This is a genomic window from Micromonospora sp. NPDC005220, from assembly GCF_040607895.1.
Classification (GTDB): Bacteria; Actinomycetota; Actinomycetes; order Mycobacteriales; family Micromonosporaceae; genus Micromonospora.
In genome coordinates this window covers 61,114-78,965 of sequence record NZ_JBEXHP010000002.1, presented here as the reverse complement: position 1 = coordinate 78,965, position 17,852 = coordinate 61,114, and the positions used below count along the sequence as shown (strand labels likewise).

General features: G+C 71.7%; 19 protein-coding genes. 8 read left to right on the top strand and 11 right to left on the bottom strand.

Annotated features, from left to right (window positions below; genetic code table 11):
- Nucleotides 1-32: 32 nt before the first annotated feature.
- The 3 genes from ABZU52_RS01350 to ABZU52_RS01340 form a co-directional block, all read right to left on the bottom strand.
- Nucleotides 33-1,037: a glycine betaine ABC transporter substrate-binding protein gene (locus ABZU52_RS01350; RefSeq protein ID WP_354969110.1), complete on the bottom strand. Its 1,005-nt coding sequence runs from the start codon at nucleotides 1,035-1,037 to the stop codon at nucleotides 33-35.
- A gap of 200 nt (nucleotides 1,038-1,237) precedes the next feature.
- Nucleotides 1,238-1,978, bottom strand: a complete 741-nt coding sequence (locus ABZU52_RS01345) for an ABC transporter permease (RefSeq protein WP_354969109.1) — start codon at nucleotides 1,976-1,978, stop codon at nucleotides 1,238-1,240.
- Nucleotides 1,975-2,661: an ABC transporter permease gene (locus ABZU52_RS01340; RefSeq protein WP_354969108.1), complete on the bottom strand. Its 687-nt coding sequence runs from the start codon at nucleotides 2,659-2,661 to the stop codon at nucleotides 1,975-1,977. Before ABZU52_RS01340 ends, ABZU52_RS01345 begins: the two co-directional genes overlap by 4 nt.
- A 29-nt stretch (nucleotides 2,662-2,690) precedes the next feature.
- Between ABZU52_RS01340 and ABZU52_RS01335 the strand changes: the two genes are divergently transcribed.
- Nucleotides 2,691-3,668 (top strand): ABC transporter ATP-binding protein, encoded by a 978-nt coding sequence (locus ABZU52_RS01335; RefSeq protein WP_354969231.1) that lies wholly within the window; start codon nucleotides 2,691-2,693, stop codon nucleotides 3,666-3,668.
- Nucleotides 3,669-3,762: 94 nt separating this feature from the next.
- Here ABZU52_RS01335 and ABZU52_RS01330 read toward each other — a convergent pair whose 3' ends face one another.
- From ABZU52_RS01330 to folP, 7 genes are all read right to left on the bottom strand, one after another.
- Nucleotides 3,763-4,254 (bottom strand): hypothetical protein, encoded by a 492-nt coding sequence (locus tag ABZU52_RS01330; RefSeq protein ID WP_354969107.1) that lies wholly within the window; start codon nucleotides 4,252-4,254, stop codon nucleotides 3,763-3,765.
- Between the two features lie 65 nt (nucleotides 4,255-4,319).
- Complete coding sequence (locus tag ABZU52_RS01325) at nucleotides 4,320-4,628, bottom strand: hypothetical protein (protein WP_279515403.1); 309 nt, start codon at nucleotides 4,626-4,628, stop codon at nucleotides 4,320-4,322.
- Nucleotides 4,629-4,681: 53 nt separating this feature from the next.
- On the bottom strand, nucleotides 4,682-5,896 hold the full coding sequence (locus ABZU52_RS01320; protein ID WP_354969106.1) for an ABC transporter permease: 1,215 nt from the start codon (nucleotides 5,894-5,896) through the stop codon (nucleotides 4,682-4,684).
- Between the two features lie 120 nt (nucleotides 5,897-6,016).
- Nucleotides 6,017-6,553, bottom strand: coding sequence for a DUF3180 domain-containing protein (locus tag ABZU52_RS01315; protein ID WP_354969105.1), 537 nt, complete (start codon nucleotides 6,551-6,553; stop codon nucleotides 6,017-6,019).
- A 19-nt stretch (nucleotides 6,554-6,572) separates the two neighbouring features.
- On the bottom strand, nucleotides 6,573-7,100 hold the full coding sequence (gene folK, locus ABZU52_RS01310) for a 2-amino-4-hydroxy-6-hydroxymethyldihydropteridine diphosphokinase (RefSeq protein ID WP_354969104.1): 528 nt from the start codon (nucleotides 7,098-7,100) through the stop codon (nucleotides 6,573-6,575).
- The gene (gene folB, locus ABZU52_RS01305) at nucleotides 7,097-7,465 is read right to left on the bottom strand and encodes a dihydroneopterin aldolase (protein WP_354969103.1); all 369 of its coding nucleotides are present in this window, start codon (nucleotides 7,463-7,465) and stop codon (nucleotides 7,097-7,099) included. The genes folK and folB overlap by 4 nt, the downstream gene beginning before the upstream one ends.
- Complete coding sequence (gene folP / locus ABZU52_RS01300; RefSeq protein ID WP_354969102.1) at nucleotides 7,462-8,358, bottom strand: dihydropteroate synthase; 897 nt, start codon at nucleotides 8,356-8,358, stop codon at nucleotides 7,462-7,464. The genes folB and folP overlap by 4 nt, the downstream gene beginning before the upstream one ends.
- A gap of 355 nt (nucleotides 8,359-8,713) precedes the next feature.
- Here folP and ABZU52_RS01295 point away from each other — a divergent pair, with 355 nt between their 5' ends.
- The 7 genes from ABZU52_RS01295 (at nucleotide 8,714) to ABZU52_RS01265 (ending at nucleotide 17,282) form a co-directional block, all read left to right on the top strand.
- Entirely contained in the window at nucleotides 8,714-9,028 is a 315-nt protein-coding gene (locus ABZU52_RS01295; RefSeq protein WP_278149444.1) for a hypothetical protein, read from the top strand.
- 13 nt (nucleotides 9,029-9,041) lie between these two features.
- Nucleotides 9,042-9,404, top strand: a complete 363-nt coding sequence (locus ABZU52_RS01290; protein ID WP_053654782.1) for a hypothetical protein — start codon at nucleotides 9,042-9,044, stop codon at nucleotides 9,402-9,404.
- 70 nt (nucleotides 9,405-9,474) lie between these two features.
- A complete protein-coding gene (locus ABZU52_RS01285) occupies nucleotides 9,475-12,930 on the top strand; it encodes an ATP-binding protein (RefSeq protein WP_354969101.1) in 3,456 nt (1,151 codons plus the stop codon).
- Between the two features lies 1 nt (nucleotide 12,931).
- Nucleotides 12,932-14,944 carry an MFS transporter gene (locus ABZU52_RS01280; protein ID WP_354969100.1) on the top strand — a complete coding sequence of 671 codons (2,013 nt, stop codon included), beginning with the start codon at nucleotides 12,932-12,934 and terminating at the stop codon, nucleotides 14,942-14,944.
- Nucleotides 14,941-15,498 (top strand): hypothetical protein, encoded by a 558-nt coding sequence (locus ABZU52_RS01275; protein ID WP_354969099.1) that lies wholly within the window; start codon nucleotides 14,941-14,943, stop codon nucleotides 15,496-15,498. The genes ABZU52_RS01280 and ABZU52_RS01275 overlap by 4 nt, the downstream gene beginning before the upstream one ends.
- Before the next feature lie 68 nt (nucleotides 15,499-15,566).
- Complete coding sequence (locus ABZU52_RS01270; protein WP_354969230.1) at nucleotides 15,567-16,670, top strand: M23 family metallopeptidase; 1,104 nt, start codon at nucleotides 15,567-15,569, stop codon at nucleotides 16,668-16,670.
- Between the two features lie 12 nt (nucleotides 16,671-16,682).
- Entirely contained in the window at nucleotides 16,683-17,282 is a 600-nt protein-coding gene (locus tag ABZU52_RS01265; RefSeq protein ID WP_354969098.1) for a hypothetical protein, read from the top strand.
- A 2-nt stretch (nucleotides 17,283-17,284) separates the two neighbouring features.
- Here the strand turns inward: ABZU52_RS01265 and ABZU52_RS01260 are convergent, their stop codons facing one another.
- Nucleotides 17,285-17,848: a hypothetical protein gene (locus ABZU52_RS01260; RefSeq protein ID WP_354969229.1), complete on the bottom strand. Its 564-nt coding sequence runs from the start codon at nucleotides 17,846-17,848 to the stop codon at nucleotides 17,285-17,287.
- Nucleotides 17,849-17,852 lie beyond the last annotated feature (4 nt).

Genomic DNA, 17,852 nt, shown 5'->3' with positions numbered 1-17,852 from the left:
GCGGGGGCGTCCTCAGCACCTGCGGAGGGGGCTCAACTGGTGGCGAAGGCGCCATCCGAGGAGAAGATCAGGCCCACGCTGATCGAGCCGTCGCGCAGCCCGCTCTTGGTCAGCGGTCCGCCCTGGTCCAGGGAGGAGAACTTGCCGACCGACAGCCCGTACGTCTTCTCCAGGCCCGGCTTGCAGAACGGACGCTGCTCGCACTCCGGCGGGCCACCCAGCACCGTCGCGCTGCCGGAGCACTTCGCCGCCAGCTCGGAGAGGGTCCGCACGCCGTACTTGTCGGCGAAGGCCTGGGTCACCGCGAAGGCGTTCTGGTCCTGTGCGGCGGCCGGGGTGCCGAAGGTGAGGCCGGCCTTGTCGCCCTCGGCCTTCAGCGCGGTCACCGTCGTGTTGATGTCGGGCGAGGAGACCGGCTGGGCGTTCTGGCCGTTGGCCTTGGTGTTGAGGAACTCCGCCATGGTCGCCGCGTACTCCGGGACGACCTGGATCTCGCCCTTCTCCAGAGCCGGCGCGTAAAGCTCCCGGTTGCCGATCTGCTGCACCTTGACCTGGTAGCCGGCCGCGGTGAGCGCGATCCGGTACAGCTCGCCCAGGATCTGGCTCTCGGCGAAGTTGCCGGCACCCACCGTGATGTCGCCACCGGGGCCCTTGGCGATGCCCGCGGTGAGGTTGTTGGCGCTGGCGAACTCCTCGGCCGCCACCTTGGGGGTCTTGCGGTCCTCGTTCACCGCCTTGTTGAGCTGGATCAGCTTGGGAGTGTCGAGCGCGGCGGAGACCTTGTCCAGTGCGGCGATCAGTTGCGGGTTGGCCGCCTTGCTGTTCACCGCGGGAATGACGTTGTCGGAGTTCTGGAGCTTCTTGTCGTCCTGCAGAGCGATGAGCTGCTGGCCGGCGACCGGGGCGCACCCGGCGCCGGAGGCGCTCGTTGCGGGTGCGTCGGTGCCGGACGAGCCGGCGTCACCGCAGCCGGTGAGGAGCGCTGCCCCGGCGACGGCGCTGACGGCCCCGATCGCCAGACGTGTACGTGCGCGCATGTGCCCGCCTTCCGTGTCCCGGCGCGGCCCGTCCCGGGCCGGCCGCGTGTCCGACGGGCGATCCTGACTGTCGGCCGCCCGCGAATGTCCACCCAACATCCTCCGCACCCGACCGACAACTTGAGATGGACTTCGTCACCTCATCGTCACCGATTGGACGGGCCTGGGTCGGCAGCTCGACGCTGGCTCACCCGGACAGGTCAGGCGCTGCCGGTGGCATCGGCGGCCCGGGGCCGGCCGAGGCGCTGCCGCCCGCGCCGCAGCGGTTTGGGGGTGACCAGCCGTTCGACGCCACCGAGGATCACCTCGGCCAGCAGCGCGAGCCCGGCCACCAGCACACCGCCGGCGACGATCTGCCCGCCGCCGGCGGCGATACCGATGCCGAAGCCGGTCCGGATGATCTGGCCCAGGCCGCCGCCGTTGACGAAGGATGCCAACGCCGCGGTCGCGATCACCTGGACCGCCGCCGTCCGGAACCCGGCCGCCAGGTAGGGCACCGCGAGCGGCAACTCCACCCGGCGCAGCAGCTGCCCGCCGGACAGCCCCATCCCCCGGGCCGCGTCGCGCGCCTCCGGGTCCACCTGCCGTACCCCGGTGTACGCGTTGGCCAGCAGCGGCGGCACGGCGAAGACGGCCAGCGCCACCACGACCGGCGTCTTCCCGAAGCCGCTGGCGAAGACCACCGGCAGGATGGTCAACAGTGCCAGGGTGGGGATGGCCAGGGTGGCGTTGGAGATCAGCACCACGAGGCCGCCACCTCGGCCGAGGTGGCCCAGCCAGAGCCCGAGCGGCCAGGCCACCAGGCAGCCGAGCGCCACCGCCAGGGCCGAGATCGTCAGGTGTTCGCCGAGTCGGTCCAGCATGCCGCCGGGGTTGGTCCAGTTCAGTGGGTCGTTGATCCAGGTGATCGCCTGCCCGATCGGGTTCGCCGCGACGGTCACCGTGCCCTCCGGGTGGACCAGGGGGTCACCAGTCGGGCGACCAGGATGAGCAGCAGATCGAGCACGACCGCGAGCGCCACGCAGAGCAGCGCGGCGGTCATGATCTCGGCCTTGTAGAGGTTGTTCTGGAAGCCCGCGAAAATCAACTGCCCGAGCCCGCCGTGCCCGACCAGCACCCCGACCGTGACCAGCGCCACCGTCGAGACGGTCGCCAGCCGTACGCCGGTCACGATGCCCGGCAACGCCAGCGGCAGGTCGATTCGGAACAAACGCCTCCACCGGCCGTAACCCATGCCCTCGGCGGCCTCGCGAACCTCCGGGGGCACCTGGTTGAGACCCGCCACCACGTTGCGCACGATCAGCAACAGCGCGTAGAGGACCAGCCCGACCAGCACCGTTGTCGCCCCGGTGCCCAGGTAGGGGGCGATGAACGCGAAGAGCGCCAACGACGGGATGGTGTAGACCACCCCGCTGACCGCGAGGATCGGACCGGCGAGCGGACGGACCCAGTACGCCAGCACGGACAACGGCAGGGCGATCAGCACCGCGATCAACACCGCTCGCCCGGTGAGGGAGGCGTGTTCGCGCAGCGCGGCGAGGATCGTGTCAGAGTTGTCCCGCACGTACTGCCAGGAGAACCAGGGGTTACCCGGGTCGGCCCGGTAGCTCAGGCGGAAGGACATACGTGGACGTTACCCCGGAGGCTGCCAACGTGGCCCAATCACCTCGCGCGGCGTCGATCTCCCTGCAGGGCATCCAGAAGCGCTACCCGAACGGCACCGAGGCGGTCCGGGACCTCAGCCTGGATGTCCGGGCCGGCGAGCTGGTGGTGCTGATCGGCCCGTCCGGCTGCGGCAAGTCGACAGTGCTGCGGATGATCAACCGGCTGATCGAACCGACCTCCGGCCGCATCACGCTCGGCGACGAGGACGTCACCGACGTCGACCCGGTGCGGCTACGCCGTCGAATCGGGTACGTGATCCAGAACGTCGGCCTCTTTCCACACCAGACGGTCCGGGCCAACGTGGCCACCGTGCCAGGTCTGCTCCGCTGGCCCAAGGGCCAGACCCGGGCCCGGGTCGACGAGCTGCTCGACCTGGTCGGGTTGGACCCGACCGAGTTCGGTGGTCGCTACCCGCACGAGCTGTCCGGTGGCCAGCGGCAGCGGGTCGGGGTGGCCCGCGCGCTCGCCGCCGACCCGGTGGTGCTGCTGATGGACGAGCCGTTCTCGGCCGTCGACCCGATCGTCCGGGCCCGCCTTCAGGAGGAGTTCCTGCGCCTTCAGGCCGAGGTGCGCAAGACGATCGTGCTGGTCACCCACGACCTCGACGAGGCGGTCCGACTCGGCGACCGGATCGCGGTGCTCTCCGCGGGCGGGCACCTGGAGCAGTACGACACCCCGGCCGCGCTGCTCGGCGCGCCCGCCACCCCGTTCGTACGCGAGTTCGTCGGCGCCGACCGGGGCATCCGCCGGCTGGCGGTCACCCCACTGGACCGGGAGGCGCTGGAGCCGGTGCCCGAGGACGCCGGCGCCGACCTGCCCACCGTCGCGGTGGACGGCTCCGCGTACGACGCGTTGGCGGTCCTGCTCACCTCGGGCCGGGACCGGCTCCTGGTGACCGACGCCGGCCGGCCGGTGGGCGCGCTCAGCCGACAGCGTCTCCTCGACCTCGGCCGCCCGACCAGCTGACCGCCCCGGTCGGGTCCGGACGACCGCCGCGACCGACCCCGCATCGGCCGGGTCAGGCGCGACCGAGGCCGGGTCAGGCGCGATCGGGGCCGGGTCAGGCGCGACCGCCGAGGCTGGCGATGCCGATGATCCACCCGGTGAGGAAGCCGTAACCGGCACCGGCGCTGGCGTCCTGTAGGGCGCCCAGCATCGACGGTGCCGGGCCGAGCAGCGCCGCCAGCACGGCGGCGAGCCCGCCGGCCAGCACGTACGCGGCCCAGCCGGAGAAGAACTGGCTGACCGGGCCGGGCACCCGGGCCACCTGGGCGGCGGGCAACAGGTAGAGCAGGGCCACCGCGAGGACCACCAGCAGCACGGCCCGCACGTCGGCGGCGAACAACCCGCCCGGCTGCCCGTCCGCGTCGAGACGCCAGGCCGGCCAGGCGAGCAGGCGCGCGTAGAAGGCGCCGGCCGACTCCGGGTCGGTCAGGGAGGCGGCCCAACCGGTGTACGCCGGGCTGCCGCAGATGCCGACCAGCAGCAACACGGCGAGCGCGCCGGTGCCGGCGGCCGTGCCGTAGCGGCTGACCGGGCCGGAACGGTGCATCAGCGACGCGATCCGCCCAGGCCCCGAACCGGTCGTCCGGGTGGACCTGGGCTGCCCCGAGCGGCTCAGTGCTTCATCAGGTAGTCGATGAAGGCGGCCCGCAGCAGCGGCGCCGACTCCTCGTACCCGTGACCGGTCAGCTCCCGCCACAGCGCGTTGGCCTCGTCGATCGTCGGGCCGATCGAGTTCGGCGCGCCGTCCAGCACCGTGGCCTCGTCCGCGTTCGGCAGGTGGCGCAGCACCGACCAGTAGAACCCCACGTCCCGACGCTCCCGGGCCCGGGCGAACGCCCGCTCCCGCAGCTCCTCGGTGGACAGCGCGTCAAGCTCCTCGAACGAGGTTCCGCCGGGGGTGGCGGCAGGTGTGTCGGTCATGTCGCCGAGCCTAACGGTCGAGATCAGCTCCGGCTCGGCGGACGCGACGCGGCTCACCGCTCGTCCGTGTCCCACCGCTGCGGGCCGTCCTCCCAGCGCGGATCCCGCCACGGGTCGATCGGTTGCGGCGCGGGCTGGGTGGGCAGCGTGGGAGGCCAGTTGTCGACGGACTGCGACTGCGGCATGGTCCAGCCCGAGCTGATCCTGCCGTCGCTGACCGGTTCGAGCCGGTCGGGGCTGCCGGCTCGGGGCCGCCCGAACGTCTCGACCAGCCGGGTGGCCAGCAGCCCGACGCCGAGCGCCGCCCCGCCGACCATCCAGTTGCTCAGCGTCCAGCCCCGCTCCGGCGCGTACACCTGGAAGACGGTGACCAGGCCGACGGCCAGCAGCGTGCCGAACACACCGCCCCGCCGACCGTACGCGCTGGTGCCGCCGAGCAGGGCCACGCCGACCGCCAGCACCGTCCAGTCCAGCCCGGGGGTGGGCGCCACCGGCCCGGGGTCGTTGGCGGCGAGCAGCACGCCGGCGAGAGCGGCCAGCACCGTGGAGACGACCAGCGCGAGGGCGGTCACCACGGCGGCCACCGCGCCCCGCCGACGGGCCGGATCGGCGATCGGTCGGTACCGGCCGACGAGCCGGCGGATCGCCCGGATCGCGCCGAACAGCCCGCCGAGGACGGCCACCGCGGCGAAGCCGGCGAAGAGGTACCCGGCGCTGCCGGCGGGGTCGTAGTCGCCCTGCACCAGCACCGGCGCCGAACGGCGTTCGATGTACACCACCACGGCGGCGACGCCGGCCAGGCTGGCGGCCCAGCCCGGCACGTGCAGCAGCACCACGGCCAGCGCCAGCGCCAGCCCACCCACCGCGGCGACCCCCACAGCCGGGCCGATCGACGCCGGCAGGCCCCGGTCACCCTGCTCGGCGTAGTGCAGGGCGGCCGCGACCGCGACCGGGCCGACGGCCAGGTTCGGTGCGGCGGTACGCAGGCTCAGCCCGGCGGCCAGGGCGAGCAACCCCAGCCCGACCGCGTTGACCAGCAACGTACGCAGGTTGCCGTCGCGTACGGCCGCCGGATCCTCCTGCCAGAGCAGCCAGCTCACCGCCGCCAGACCAACCAGCAGCAGCAGCTCCCACCACAGGTGTACGCCGATCCGATCCCGGCCGAGCTCACCGTGGGTGGGGTCGTCGAAGACGTTCTCCAGTACGGCGGCGGGCACCCCCGACGAGGGTTCGGCCGACCGGTCCCGGCCCGCTTCTTCGTACCCCATGACGCCGCCTCCCCAGTGGCCGGCCGTCCCCGGTCCGGCGCGCGGACGAACCCTGGGCGGACCTTGCTCTCTGATCGGAGGCACCGTACCCGCGCCCGCAGCCGGGCGTAACCCCCCTGCTCAGCGCTGGCCGGGGCGGCTCTCGCGTGGGTCCTGCTCGCGCTCGTCGTCCGGGCGTTCCGGCACCCGGCAGGAGCGCTCCAGCCAGAGCGCGGCGCCGACCAGGGCCAGCGAGGCGAGCAGACCCCCGGCAGCCGCCGGTCGGTCGTCCAGGGCGGCGCGGGTGGTCTCCACGAAGAGCCAGCCGGTGAGCCCCGCGTAGAAGCCCGCGAAGATCGCCGCGGCCAGCGCCGACGCCTTGGCCAGCACCACGAAGCGGGCGACCATCAGCGGGTTGACCGGATCCCGGCCCGGCTTGCGCTCGACCCGACCCCGGGTGTTGATCGCCGCGTACGCCTCCAACACCGCGAGCCCGGCCAGCGTCACCACCGGCAGCCAGGGCAGCCGGGGAATGCCGCTGTAGTAGAGGGTGCTGATCAGCAGCCAGGCCACCGCCGCCGCAGCCAGGCCGGCCACGACCAGGGTCGAGATCCGGGTGGGGCCCATCCGGGACCGATCCGGGCCGGACCCGCCGGGTGGGGGCTTCGCCTGCGTCATGCCGGCTGGTTCCGCTCGGTCATGCCGTCGACTCTAACGCCAACTCCGGCCGGGGACGCAGTTCCAACGCCTCGTCCGCCGCGGGGCCGGTGGTCAGCAGGTCGGTCAGCCAGCCGTGCCCGGGCAGCCGACCGTACGGCTGGATGTCGATCCACGGACGCAGCACGAAGGCGCGCAGGTGCGCCCGGGGGTGCGGCAGGATCAGCTCCGGGTCGTCGCTGAGCACCGGCTCGCCGTCGTCGCCCCAGACCGCGATCACGTCCACGTCGAGGGTGCGCGGCCCGAACCGCCGTCGCGGGTCACGGACCCGGCCGGCCGCGCGCTCCGCGTCGCGGGCCCGCTCCAGCCAGTCGCGCGGGGTCGCGGTCCCGTCCTGCGCGAGCACCACCGCGTTGAGGTACGCGGGCTGGTCGGTGTCGCCCCACGGTGGAGTCTCGTACACCCCGGAGAGCATGAGCACCGCGTCGCCGAGGGTGGCGACGGCCGTACGCAGGTGCTCCAGGCGGTCGCCCAGGTTGCTGCCGAGCGAGAGGATCGCCCGGGTCACCGGGCACGCGTCCGGGTCATGGTGACGGCCACGTCGGTGAAGGTGTGCGGCACCGGAGCCTCCGGCTTGTGCACGGTGATCGTCGCGGAGTCGACCCGTTCGTCAGCCAGACACACCGCGAGGAGCCGGTCGGCGAGGGTCTCGATCAGGTTGACCGGCTCGCCGGTCACCACCGCCACAAGGCGTTCGGCCAGTTCGCCGTAGTGCACGGTGGCGGTGACATCGTCGCTGGCGGCGGCCGGGCCGAGGTCCAACTCCAGGACGGCGTCGACCACGAAGTCCTGCCCCTGTACGCGCTCGAAGTCGTACACCCCGTGCCGGCCGCGCGCCCGCAGGCCGGTCAGCTGGATCCGGTCCGTCGTCATCGCCGTACCCCCTGCTCGTGATCGTGTCGCGCTCGGTTCTGGTCGTGCGGCGGCACGGCCAGGCGGGGGCGGCCGGTCGCGGCCCAGACGGCGAGCGCGTCGGCGGTGGCCCGCACGTCGTGCACGCGTACGCCCCAGGCGCCCGCGGCGACCGCCAGCACGCTGGTGGCCACGGTGGCCGCCTCCCGCTGGGCGGTCGGTCGCGGCGTGCCGTCCGGGGCGGCGAGCAACCCGCCGAGGTACGACTTGCGGCTCGCACCGAAGAGCAGCGGGTAGCCGAGATCCAGCAGCTCCGGCAGGCGGGCGCTGAGTTCCCAGTTGTGCGCGGCCGTCTTGGCGAAGCCGAGCCCGGGGTCGATGATGAGGCGGTCGGCGGCCACCCCGGCGGCCAGCGCCGCGTCGATCCGTTGGGCCAACTCCGCCCGGACGTCGGCCACCACGTCGGTGTAGGTGGCCAGCTCGCGCATCGACCGGGAGTGCCCACGCCAGTGCATCAGCACCCAGGGGCAGTGCGCGTCGCGGACCACCCGGGCCATGTCCGGGTCGGCCAATCCGCCGGAGACGTCGTTGACCACCGCCGCGCCGGCGGCCAGGGCGGCCTCCGCCACCCGGGCGCGGCTGGTGTCGACGCTGACCGCCACGCCGGCAGCGGTCAGTTCCCGGATGACCGGCAGCACCCGCTCGGCCTCGGTCGCGGCGTCGATCCGCTCGGCGCCCGGCCGGGTCGACTCGCCACCGATGTCGACCAGCTGCGCACCGGCGTCCCGCAGACGGACGCCGTGTCCGACGGCAGCGTCCAGGTCGGCGTACCGTCCGCCGTCGGAGAAGGAGTCCGGTGTGACGTTGAGGACGCCCATCACCACCGGGCCCGAAGCCCGCACCAGATCGGTCACGACTAGACGGTACCGGTCGCGGCAGCGGCGCCCACCGGCCCGGGTCGGCCCCGCACCACCGCCCTGACGTGCCGATTAGAACGCGTGTACGATCGGTCATCCGGGCAGTATCGGGCAGCCCCTTCGCGGCTTGTCGCAATCCGGGGCGGCCCGTACGCTTTGGAATTGGCCAGCATCGAGATGGCGAAGCTTGGAGGGAGGGCCGAAGCAGGGAAAATCCGCCCAAACCTCGCCACCCTCCGTGGTGAGTAACGAACACAGGGTCAAGAACGCCATGCCCTGTGGAGCACTTTTCCCGCCAGGTCTGCCTATTGCACCGCCGCGGCACCGCCGGCCGCGCTATGGGGAGGTTCCAGTGATCGCCTTCGAGCTCATGGAGACGGCGTCGTCCGGCGTCGCCCACGCGCTCTCCACCCTGGCGTCGACTCCACTCGCGGAGCCGGCACCGAAGGGGATCGACACCAACGGTGTCGTCACCTTCTTCGCCAGCAAGATCGCGCCGATCCTGCTCGCCGTCCTGGGCGTCATATTCATCGGCCGTGCCAGCCGAGGCGAGATCTCCAAGGTGCTGACCAGTTCCGCGATCGCCATCGTCGGGCTCGCCTTCATCGCTGGCGCGGCAACACTCTTCTTCGTCGGCGATTACCTGATCGACCTGATCTTCGAATAGGCGCGTTCACCAGATGCGGCTGCGCACCGACGACGACATCTACCGGGCCCGCCTGGTCTACCTCGGGCCGCCCGGTTACACCCTTCCGGTCCACCTGCCCTACGCCCAGTACGGGCTCTTCATGCTGCTGGTCCCCCTCTACATGTTCATCCACTGGCTGTTCACGTTGACGGTCGAGCTCTTCCCAGCCTGGGAGATCGCGCTCGCCATCGTGACCACGTCGTTCATCTTCCGGCACGTCGACCCCGATCGGCCGGCGCGGGTGGTCATCCGCACCGCGCTGACCGACTGGCGACGCACCCGGGAGCCGGCGGTCGAGCAGCGCGATCCGCGCCTGGTCGGCAGCCGGATCAGGATTCGGGAGGAGCTGGCATGACCGGACGTACGTCGAACGGTCCGTCGCAGGACGCGGGCAGGAATCTGCCGACAGTCGCCGAGGCGGTCGCATGAGCCGCTCCTCCACGCCGGGCTCCCCGGCCGGCCGCCCAGGCGCGCCGGCCGGTCACCGTGCGCACTCATTCGACTACACCGAAGACGAGGACGAGGTCGCCCTCGATCCCGCGCTGGTGACATCGCCCGGCCACGGCGCCGTCGGCGTGTTCCAGGCGCCCCGGCCAGTTCCCCGCCGGACGCCACCGGCCGAGCCCACCGCCGTGTCGGCCGGCGAGAACGCCGACATCGACTCCCCCTTCCTGGATCTCTTCGGCGGCGGGGCCCGACCCGGCACCACACGAGCCGTCACGTCCGGCCCGAGCACCCGCGAGCAGCCGGCGATTCCGCATCAGCCGCCACCCACCGCCAGCCCGGCACCAGCCCGCGCGGTTCCCGAGCGGGAACCCCCGTGGAATCCCGCCGCCGAGCCCGGCAACGGCGGCGGTCGACCGGTCGAGCCACGGCACAGCGGCGGCCACCCGGCCAGCGAGTCCCGGGTGCCGCACCAGGCCGGCGATCGACGGCCGATGCGGCGTCCGCCGGACGAGGTCGACCCGTCCACCGGCCGTGGCTCGCCGGCGGCGACCACCGGGCCCGCTGGCCGTGGCTCGCCGTCGGCGGTCACCGGCCCCGCTGGCCGTCCAGCCGGCACTCTGCCGGGCGGCCGACCCGCAGCCACGCCGGCCGCTCAAGCGGCCCGGCCGATGGCAGCGGTCGAGCAGCCGGCCAGCAACGCGGCCACTGAGCGGCCGGCACTGGACCGCACGGCGCGGCGGGCAACCGACCCGGATCGACCCAGGAGCACTGGCGCCGCGGCCACCGGGAAGGAGGTCGCCGCCCCGCGACAGCGCACGGCTGGCCGACCGGACCGACCGATCAAGCCGACCCGGGTCCGCGCTCCGAAGATCAAGTTCGGGGATCGGGATCCATCTGTCGAGTTGGCCATCACCGAGATCGCCGGCCACCTGACCTTCACGCCGAACACGGTCACCGCCTGGTACTGGTTGCCCGAGGTCCGCTGGGCGTTCCGGCCGGACGCCGAACGCGAGGCGCTGCTGTCGGCGATCTCCGAGCAGTACGCCGGTCTGGCCGGCTTCCGACTGCACCTGCGCCGCACCACCCGCCCGTTCCCCGCCGACGAGTGGGCGCGCACGATCGACACGCACACCGCGGCGCCACTGCCCGACGTCCCCGGCACCACCGGCTGGGCCGACCACCTGGTCGCCGCCCAACGCCACCTGATGGCGGTCAACCACGCCGAGGGGCAGACCTACCTGGGTGTCACCTTCGCCCGCCGGTCCCTCGGCGACTCGCTCACCGAGCGGCTGCTCCGCACCTTCGGCCGGGGCACCGCCGATGGCGAACGCCGCAAGCTGGGCCGCACGGTCGAGCAGTTCGACGAGGTCCTCGGCGCGTTCGGCATGCGCGGCCGACGAGTCACCGCACAGGAGTTGGAGTGGCTGCTCTACCGCTCGGTGGCGCTGTGCATGTCGCCGCCGAGCACCCTCTCCCCCGTCACCGACGGGCGCTGGGAGCGCGGCGACCTCCTCGCCATGACCGAGCAGGTCGAGCGCTACCGCACCCCGTACGGCTCGACGGTCAAGCTGGTCAATCGGATGACCGGCGAGGAGCGGCACGTGGCCGTGCTCGCCGTCGGCCGAATGGAGCCGCTGGAGATCCCGGAGCGGCACGAGCCCTGGCTGCACTTCCACGAGCGACTGCCCTGGCCGATGGAGATCTCCACCCGCGTCGACATCCTCGGCTCCGGCGACTCCTTCCGCAATCTCGAACACCGGCTGCGGATGATCCGCTCGCAACAGCTCGACTACGCCGAACACGGCATCGACGCGCCCCCCGAGCTGGAACGACTGGCCAAGCGCGCCCTGGTTATCGGCGACGAGATGACCACGGGTCTGCCGGTCGACTCGGCCCGTGCGCACGGCTGGCACCGGATCGCGGTCGGCGGCCGGACCAGGGAGGAATGCCTGGAGCGGGCCCGCCGGCTCATTCAGCTCTACTCCCGGGAGCTGCGCATCTCGCTGCAACACCCGAAGAACCAGGACTGGCTGGCCCGCGAGTTCATTCCCGGCGAGCCGATCGCCAACACCGGCTACGTCCGCCGCATGCCGGTGCCGTTGCTCGCCGCCGCGCTCCCCCAGGCCGCCTCGAACGTGGGCGACCGGCGGGGCGACCTGATCGGCCGGACCGCCGGCACCTGCCGCCGCCCGGTCTTCCTCGACCTGCACTTCCCCATGGAGGTCCGGGAACGCTCCGGGCTCGCGGTCTTCGTCGCCGAACCGGGCGGTGGCAAGTCGACGCTGCTCGGCGCCCTGGGCTACCTGGCCGCCCGCCGAGGTGTCCAGGTGACCCTGCTCGACCCGTCCGGCCCGCTGGCCCGCCTCTGCGCGATGCCCGAGCTGCGGCCGTACTCCCGGGTGTTGAACCTGACCGGCTCGGAGCACGGCACCCTGGCGCCCTACTCGCTCATTCCGACGCCGCTGCGCTCCGAGTTCGGCACCGGGGCCGCCGGTGACCGGGAGTTCGAGATCGCGGTCTCCAACGCCCGAGCCGAGCGCCGGATGCTGGTCCAGGACATCTGCATGATGCTCGTTCCGCCGCAGGTGGCCCGGGAGGCGTCGACCGCCACCCTCTTCCGGCACGCCGTCCGCCAGGTCCCCGCCGAGGAGACCTCCACCCTGGACGACGTGGTCAGCTGCCTCGGGCGGCTCGACGACGACGCCGGCAAGGAACTGGCCAACCTCCTGCTGGACACCGCCGAGATGCCGTTGGCCATGCTCTTCTTCGGCCGACCGCCGGAAGGGCTGCTCGGTGCCGACGCGGCGCTCACCGTGATCACCATGGCCGGGCTACGGCTGCCCGACCTCAAGATCGAACGCGAGTACTGGTCGGCCGAGGAGGCCCTGGCCCTGCCGATGCTGCACACCGCGCACCGGCTCGCAGTCCGCCGCTGCTACGGCGGGTCGATGTCGTCCCGCAAGCTCGTCGGCCTCGACGAGGCGCACTTCATGGAGGGCTGGCGGTCCGGGCGCTCCTTCCTGGTCCGGCTCGCCCGCGACTCCCGCAAGTGGAACCTGGCCGCGCTGGTCGCCTCGCAGAACCCCCGCGACATCCTCGGCCTCGACGTGCAGAACCTCGTCTCCACCGTCTTCGTCGGCCGCATCGCCGAGGACGCCGAAATCGCCTCCGAAGCCCTGCGGCTGCTGCGCGTACCGGTCAACGACGGGTACGAGGCCACGCTCGCCTCGCTCTCCGCCGCCGACACCAACTCGGCCTCCCGCCTCGGCTTCCGCGAGTTCGTGATGCGCGACGTTGACGGCCGGGTGCAGAAGGTCCGAGTCGACGTCTCGTACGTCGAAGGGCTGCTGGACCACCTCGACACGACGCCCGCCGCGATCGCCGCAGCGGCCGGAGTCCTGCCGAGCATCCCCCTGCCGGATCTGGAGGCGTGACATGGCTAGGGCCTGGGTCAAGGTCCTCGGTAGAACCGAGGCGGAGAGCCGTGACCCAGGCCCCGGGGTCCGGGCCAGGATCGTGTCGTTCCTGCTCGCCCTCGGCGTACTGGCCGGCGCCACCCTCACCTGGCCGCTGATCGGCGCGGAGGCGGCGGCCGCCGCACCGCCCACCGCCCAGGCCCGCGCCGACCTCTGCACGACTGCAGAATGGCAGGCCGACTTCCGCACCTGCGCGGGAAAGCTGAAGCAGGTCAGCAAGGCAGAGATCGATTGTCGGAAGCCGCCGGTGCCGTCCGCCCCGGATTCTGGCCTCGCCGGCTGGTTCGCCTCTCGCCCGGATTCGTCCAAAATGCCCGGGCCGAAGGGCATTTACAGCGATTACGGCTACGGCGGTTACAGCTATAACACCTATGACGTGGAGGGTGGCTGCGCCTCCACCATTCTCCATCCGGATTACAAGTTCACCACCACCGTCGCCAACGGTGAGCTCATGATCGCCACGGCGGTCGTGGGCGCCTCGAACGCCTTGCGGGAGCGGGCCTGGGATCCGCGCTCGATGTGGAACTGGGCCGACCCACTGGTGGAAAAAGCCACCAAGGCGGTCTACCAAAAGGTATTCAGCGTCTTCGGGATCATCACCCTCTGCGTGGTAGGTCTGTACTTGCTATGGCGCTCCCGCCAGTCGGACATGAGCAATGCGATGACGACGGCCGGGTGGGCACTACTGGTGATGGTGGCGGTAACCGCGCTGGCGGCCTGGCCGGTCAAATCGGCGAACATCGCAGACGGCACTCTGATCACCTCGCTCGGCGTCGTCCACGACGCCATAGGCCCGGCTTCGAAGGACACCCCGCCGGATCAGTGCGACGATCCGGACCCCAAGGCCTGCAAGGACAACCGGCCGCCGGCCGTCCGGGCCAGCGACACTGCCACCGAGGCGATGCTCTACCGCAATTGGCTGCGCGGAGTGCTCGGCTCGGCGGATAGCGAGACCGCCCGCAAGTATGGCCCTGCCCTGTACGACGCCAAGGCGTTTTCCTGGGAGGAGGCCGAGAAGCTGCGCGCCAACCCGGCTACCCGTCCAGCGACGATCGAGGCGAAGCAACAGCAGTGGATGACGGTGGCCGAGCAGATCAAGACCGAGGATCCGGAGGCATACGAGTTCCTGACGGGCACCCGCGACATGGACCGAATCGGCTCTGGTTTCATCGCCGTGCTCGCGGCCGTGCTCTTCGCGATGTTCGACCTCACCGCGTCGGTGCTTGTGCTGCTTGGCTTTCTGATCTTCCGCTGGGCGGTGATCGCGGCACCCATCCTGGGCACCATCGGGCTGCTCCGACCAGCCAGCGCCGGGCTGCGCCGGCTGGCGAATGCAGTGGTCGCTGCGGTGTTCAACATCGCCATCTTCGGCACCGGGGCCGCTATCTATCTATTTGCCGTCGACCTGATCATGAGTACCCCGGCTCTGCCGGGTTGGCTTCAGGTGGTGTTGGTCTGGCTCTGCGGGGTGGTCGGGTGGCTGCTGCTTCGGCCGTACCGACGGATCACCCAACTCGGCGGCAAGGACAGCAGCGAAGCGGTCAGCTCGGCTGGATCCTGGCACCGCCGGTTTTTCCGGGACATGCGGACCGCCGCACGGCTGGACGTGGCGGAGCCGGGCGGCACCGCCGAGCCGGTGGGCGGACGTCGGCGGTCACCCGACGTCGAGCAGACCCGGCTACGTCCGGAGGCTCGGCGGGAGGACCCGGCCCCGGTACCGACTGCTGCGGCCGAGGGCCGGCGCGCGGACACGGTCCGCCCCGACGGTCGAGAGCGGCCCGACGAGGCGCCGGCGGAGGAGGGCAGAGGTCGGAGCCGCCCGGTCGCTCCGCAGCCCCGACGCCGACAGCCGGCGACCTGGACCGAGCCGGATGTACCGGCTGAGAATCCGTCGTTCGTGGTCTACCGCCCGGGCTCCACCGAGCGAACGCCGGATCGCACCGGACCTCGGGTGCGCTCAGAGGCGAGGTGACGGTCATGCGACGGGCGTTGGAATTCCTCTTCACCCGGGCGCTACGGTCCCGGTTGGGCGTGGCGCTGGCCATCGGGGTGGTGGTCGTCGGCGTGCTCGGGGCGGCCCGGCTGATCTCCAACCCGGCTGGTTCAGCCGATGGGTTGAGTACCCGTCCGGATGGGCCGATCATCAGTGTGGACCCGACGGCCGGCGACGACGGCTTGCTCAACAGCGCGGCTCCGCCGTCACCCGTGACGTCGCCCGGCGCGCGCACGCCCGAGCAGACCGCCGATCGCTTCGCCACAGCCTGGTTGGGCCGCCCCGGGATGACCGCCGAAGAGTGGCAGGCTGGCCTACGGCCGCTCGCCACGCCAGCGCTGAGAGAGAAGTTGGCCGGCGCCGAGCCCGAGAGCGTGCCCGCCGATAAGGTCAGCGGTCCGCCAACCATGCGAGAGCGGACCGAGACGTTCGTCGAGTTGCTGCTCCCCCTTGATACCGGCCGGCTCCGGCTGGAGTTGGTCACCTCCGACGATGGTTGGCTGGTCGACGTTCTGGACTGGGAGCGGCCGTGAACGACGTTGGTAGCACCGGAACCCGCCGCCGGCCCCGGCTCGGTGTGATCGCCGCAGTGCTCACCGGGATGCTGCTGCTGCTCTGCTGCACCGGCGGTACCGCCGCGTTCTTCCTCACCGGGCTCGGCGGCGACGACGCCGAGAACGGGGATGCCCTGGCCCGCATGGAGTGCGGACCGGTCCAAGCGGTGAGCGTCGCAGGCAAGCTGCCGCGGTTCAGCGAGTACGGCGACAGCCAGGTCCGTAATGCCGCGATCATTATCAAGGTCGGCCAGGACGTGGGCGTGCCCTCGCGGGGCTGGGTGATCGCCCTCGCCACCGCGATGCAGGAGTCCGCTCTGCGCAACCTGGCGAACAGCGGTGTGTCCGAGTCCCTGGCCCTGCCGCATGAGGGCGTTGGCGCGGACCACGACTCGCTGGGTCTGTTCCAGCAGCGGCCGGGGTGGGGCTCGGTCGCCGAGCGGTTGAACCCCGCGTATGCGGCCCGCAAGTTCTACGAGAAGCTCGTCAAGGTAGAGAGCTGGCAACGCCGGCCACTGACCGTTGTCGCGCAGCGAGTGCAGGTCAGCGCATACCCGGACGCGTACGCCAAACACGAGGAGGTGGCCAGCCGGATCGTGGACGCGCTGGCCGGCGGCGCGGCCCGCACCGTCGAGATCAACGGCAAGGCGGTGTGCAACGCGGCCGAACGCGGCCAGATCGCCGCCTCCGGCTGGACCGCGCCGATCCCAGGCGGAGTCGGCTCCGGTTTCCGCACCGCCAGCCGACCCAGCCACAACGGCGTCGACATCGGCGCGGCCAAGGGCACCGAGATCCGCGCGGCAGCGACCGGTCGGGTGCTGGTCTCGACCTGCGACGAGGACCACCGCGGCCGCCAGGACTGCAACGTGGACGGTTTCCCCGGCAAGGGGGGCTGCGGCTGGTTCGTCGACCTGCTGCACGCCGGTGGCTACATCACCCGGTACTGCCACATGGTGGTCCAGCCCTTCGTCAAGAAAGATCAGATCGTGACGGCCGGTCAGGTGATCGGAAAGGTCGGCAGCAGTGGCAACTCCTCCGGCCCACACCTGCATTTCGAGGTGCACCTGCGCAACGACCGCAGTGCCTCCGGCGCGGTGAATCCGGTCCCGTTCATGCGCGAGCGGGGCGCCCCGCTGCGCGCCGCCGAGTGAGGCCACCACGGTATGACCGGACCATTGCCCGATCCCTTCGCTGACCACCCCGACTGGGCACCGCAACCGCCGAGACCGTTGGCCATCGTCCCGGCGACCGAGCGGGTGGAACTACGCGGGCGACGGGTGCTGGTCGGGCTGCCCGGGTTGGGTTGGCGCGGCGACCTGCGCGCGGACGACCGGGTGGTGCAGAGCGCCCGAACCTACGTGCCGGTGATCCCCGAACACGAGTGGTACCGGGCCGAAGCCGACCAGGTCGAGGTGTTCGCGCCGCTGGTGCCGGTCGAGCGGGTCTGGGTGGAGACCGTCGGCAGCCGACCGGGGGCCGACGGTGCCCGGGGCACCGGCATCCGGTTGGTCTCGCTGGACGGCCCGGCACACCGGACCCCCACACCGGTCTTTGAAGCGGACGCGGTCACCGGACGGCGGGTGGTGCACGTCGAGGACGGCCTGGAGCACCGTGACCTTCGAGCGGTCACCGAGACCTACTCGGGGGCCGAAGGGGACATCTGCGTGCGAATCACACCCGAGGTGGAGTGGTACCGCTGGGCCTGGCGGGGCCAGTCACCCACCACCCTGGAGGTTCCGGTTCACCTCCTATGGATTGAGTGACGTTAGCTAGCCTGCGTGCCGCCACATACTCGCCAACCATCGTCATCCTCGACCACAGTGAAGGTCCAAGCCTCTCTGCGGCTGCTGCGGACAACGCCCTCAGCGGACCCGGAAATGATCAGCGTGGTGTCGACCGATTCTCCCTCGCTAGACGGCGTGCGAGTCAGTTGGCCCCAACTGACTCGCACGGTGACAGCGAACTTCGCCTCACGCTGCTCAATTTCAACTCTCAGGTCCCGGACGGCCTGCAGTTCGGCCCCGCTCTCGCAGGTAAACAGGCCTGCTCTTGTGTCATTGCGATCCACGAGGAATGCCCGCAGATAGTTGTCCACGACCACGTCGGGTGCGCTGCGGTCGGGTGTCGAGGCGCGGTTGTACCAGACGAGGGCCGTTGCGACTCCGCCGATGCAGAGCAGGGCGAGCACGCCAGCGACGACCGTGAGCACTGTCCGCATCCGGCGGCGTGGCGGCTGCGGCGCCGGCGGTGCCGGGGCGGGCGGCAGCTGCTCGGACGGTGTCCGCTGGGCCGGTACGCGGGAGACCTGGGAACCGGCGGGGGGCTGCACTGAT

Bases quoted from the DNA above. Each gene is read 5' to 3' on its own strand.
- ABZU52_RS01315 (WP_354969105.1), bottom strand. From the start codon at position 6,553: ATGACGCAGGCGAAGCCCCCACCCGGCGGGTCCGGCCCGGATCGGTCC.
- ABZU52_RS01290 (WP_053654782.1), top strand. From the start codon at position 9,042: ATGCGGCTGCGCACCGACGACGACATCTACCGGGCCCGCCTGGTCTAC.
- ABZU52_RS01270 (WP_354969230.1), top strand. From the start codon at position 15,567: ATGCTGCTGCTGCTCTGCTGCACCGGCGGTACCGCCGCGTTCTTCCTC.
- ABZU52_RS01350 (WP_354969110.1), bottom strand. From the start codon at position 1,037: ATGCGCGCACGTACACGTCTGGCGATCGGGGCCGTCAGCGCCGTCGCC.
- ABZU52_RS01285 (WP_354969101.1), top strand. From the start codon at position 9,475: ATGAGCCGCTCCTCCACGCCGGGCTCCCCGGCCGGCCGCCCAGGCGCG.
- ABZU52_RS01280 (WP_354969100.1), top strand. From the start codon at position 12,932: ATGGCTAGGGCCTGGGTCAAGGTCCTCGGTAGAACCGAGGCGGAGAGC.
- folB (WP_354969103.1), bottom strand. From the start codon at position 7,465: ATGACGACGGACCGGATCCAGCTGACCGGCCTGCGGGCGCGCGGCCGG.
- ABZU52_RS01325 (WP_279515403.1), bottom strand. From the start codon at position 4,628: ATGACCGACACACCTGCCGCCACCCCCGGCGGAACCTCGTTCGAGGAG.
- ABZU52_RS01330 (WP_354969107.1), bottom strand. From the start codon at position 4,254: ATGCACCGTTCCGGCCCGGTCAGCCGCTACGGCACGGCCGCCGGCACC.
- ABZU52_RS01320 (WP_354969106.1), bottom strand. From the start codon at position 5,896: ATGGGGTACGAAGAAGCGGGCCGGGACCGGTCGGCCGAACCCTCGTCG.
- ABZU52_RS01340 (WP_354969108.1), bottom strand. From the start codon at position 2,661: ATGTCCTTCCGCCTGAGCTACCGGGCCGACCCGGGTAACCCCTGGTTC.
- ABZU52_RS01265 (WP_354969098.1), top strand. From the start codon at position 16,683: ATGACCGGACCATTGCCCGATCCCTTCGCTGACCACCCCGACTGGGCA.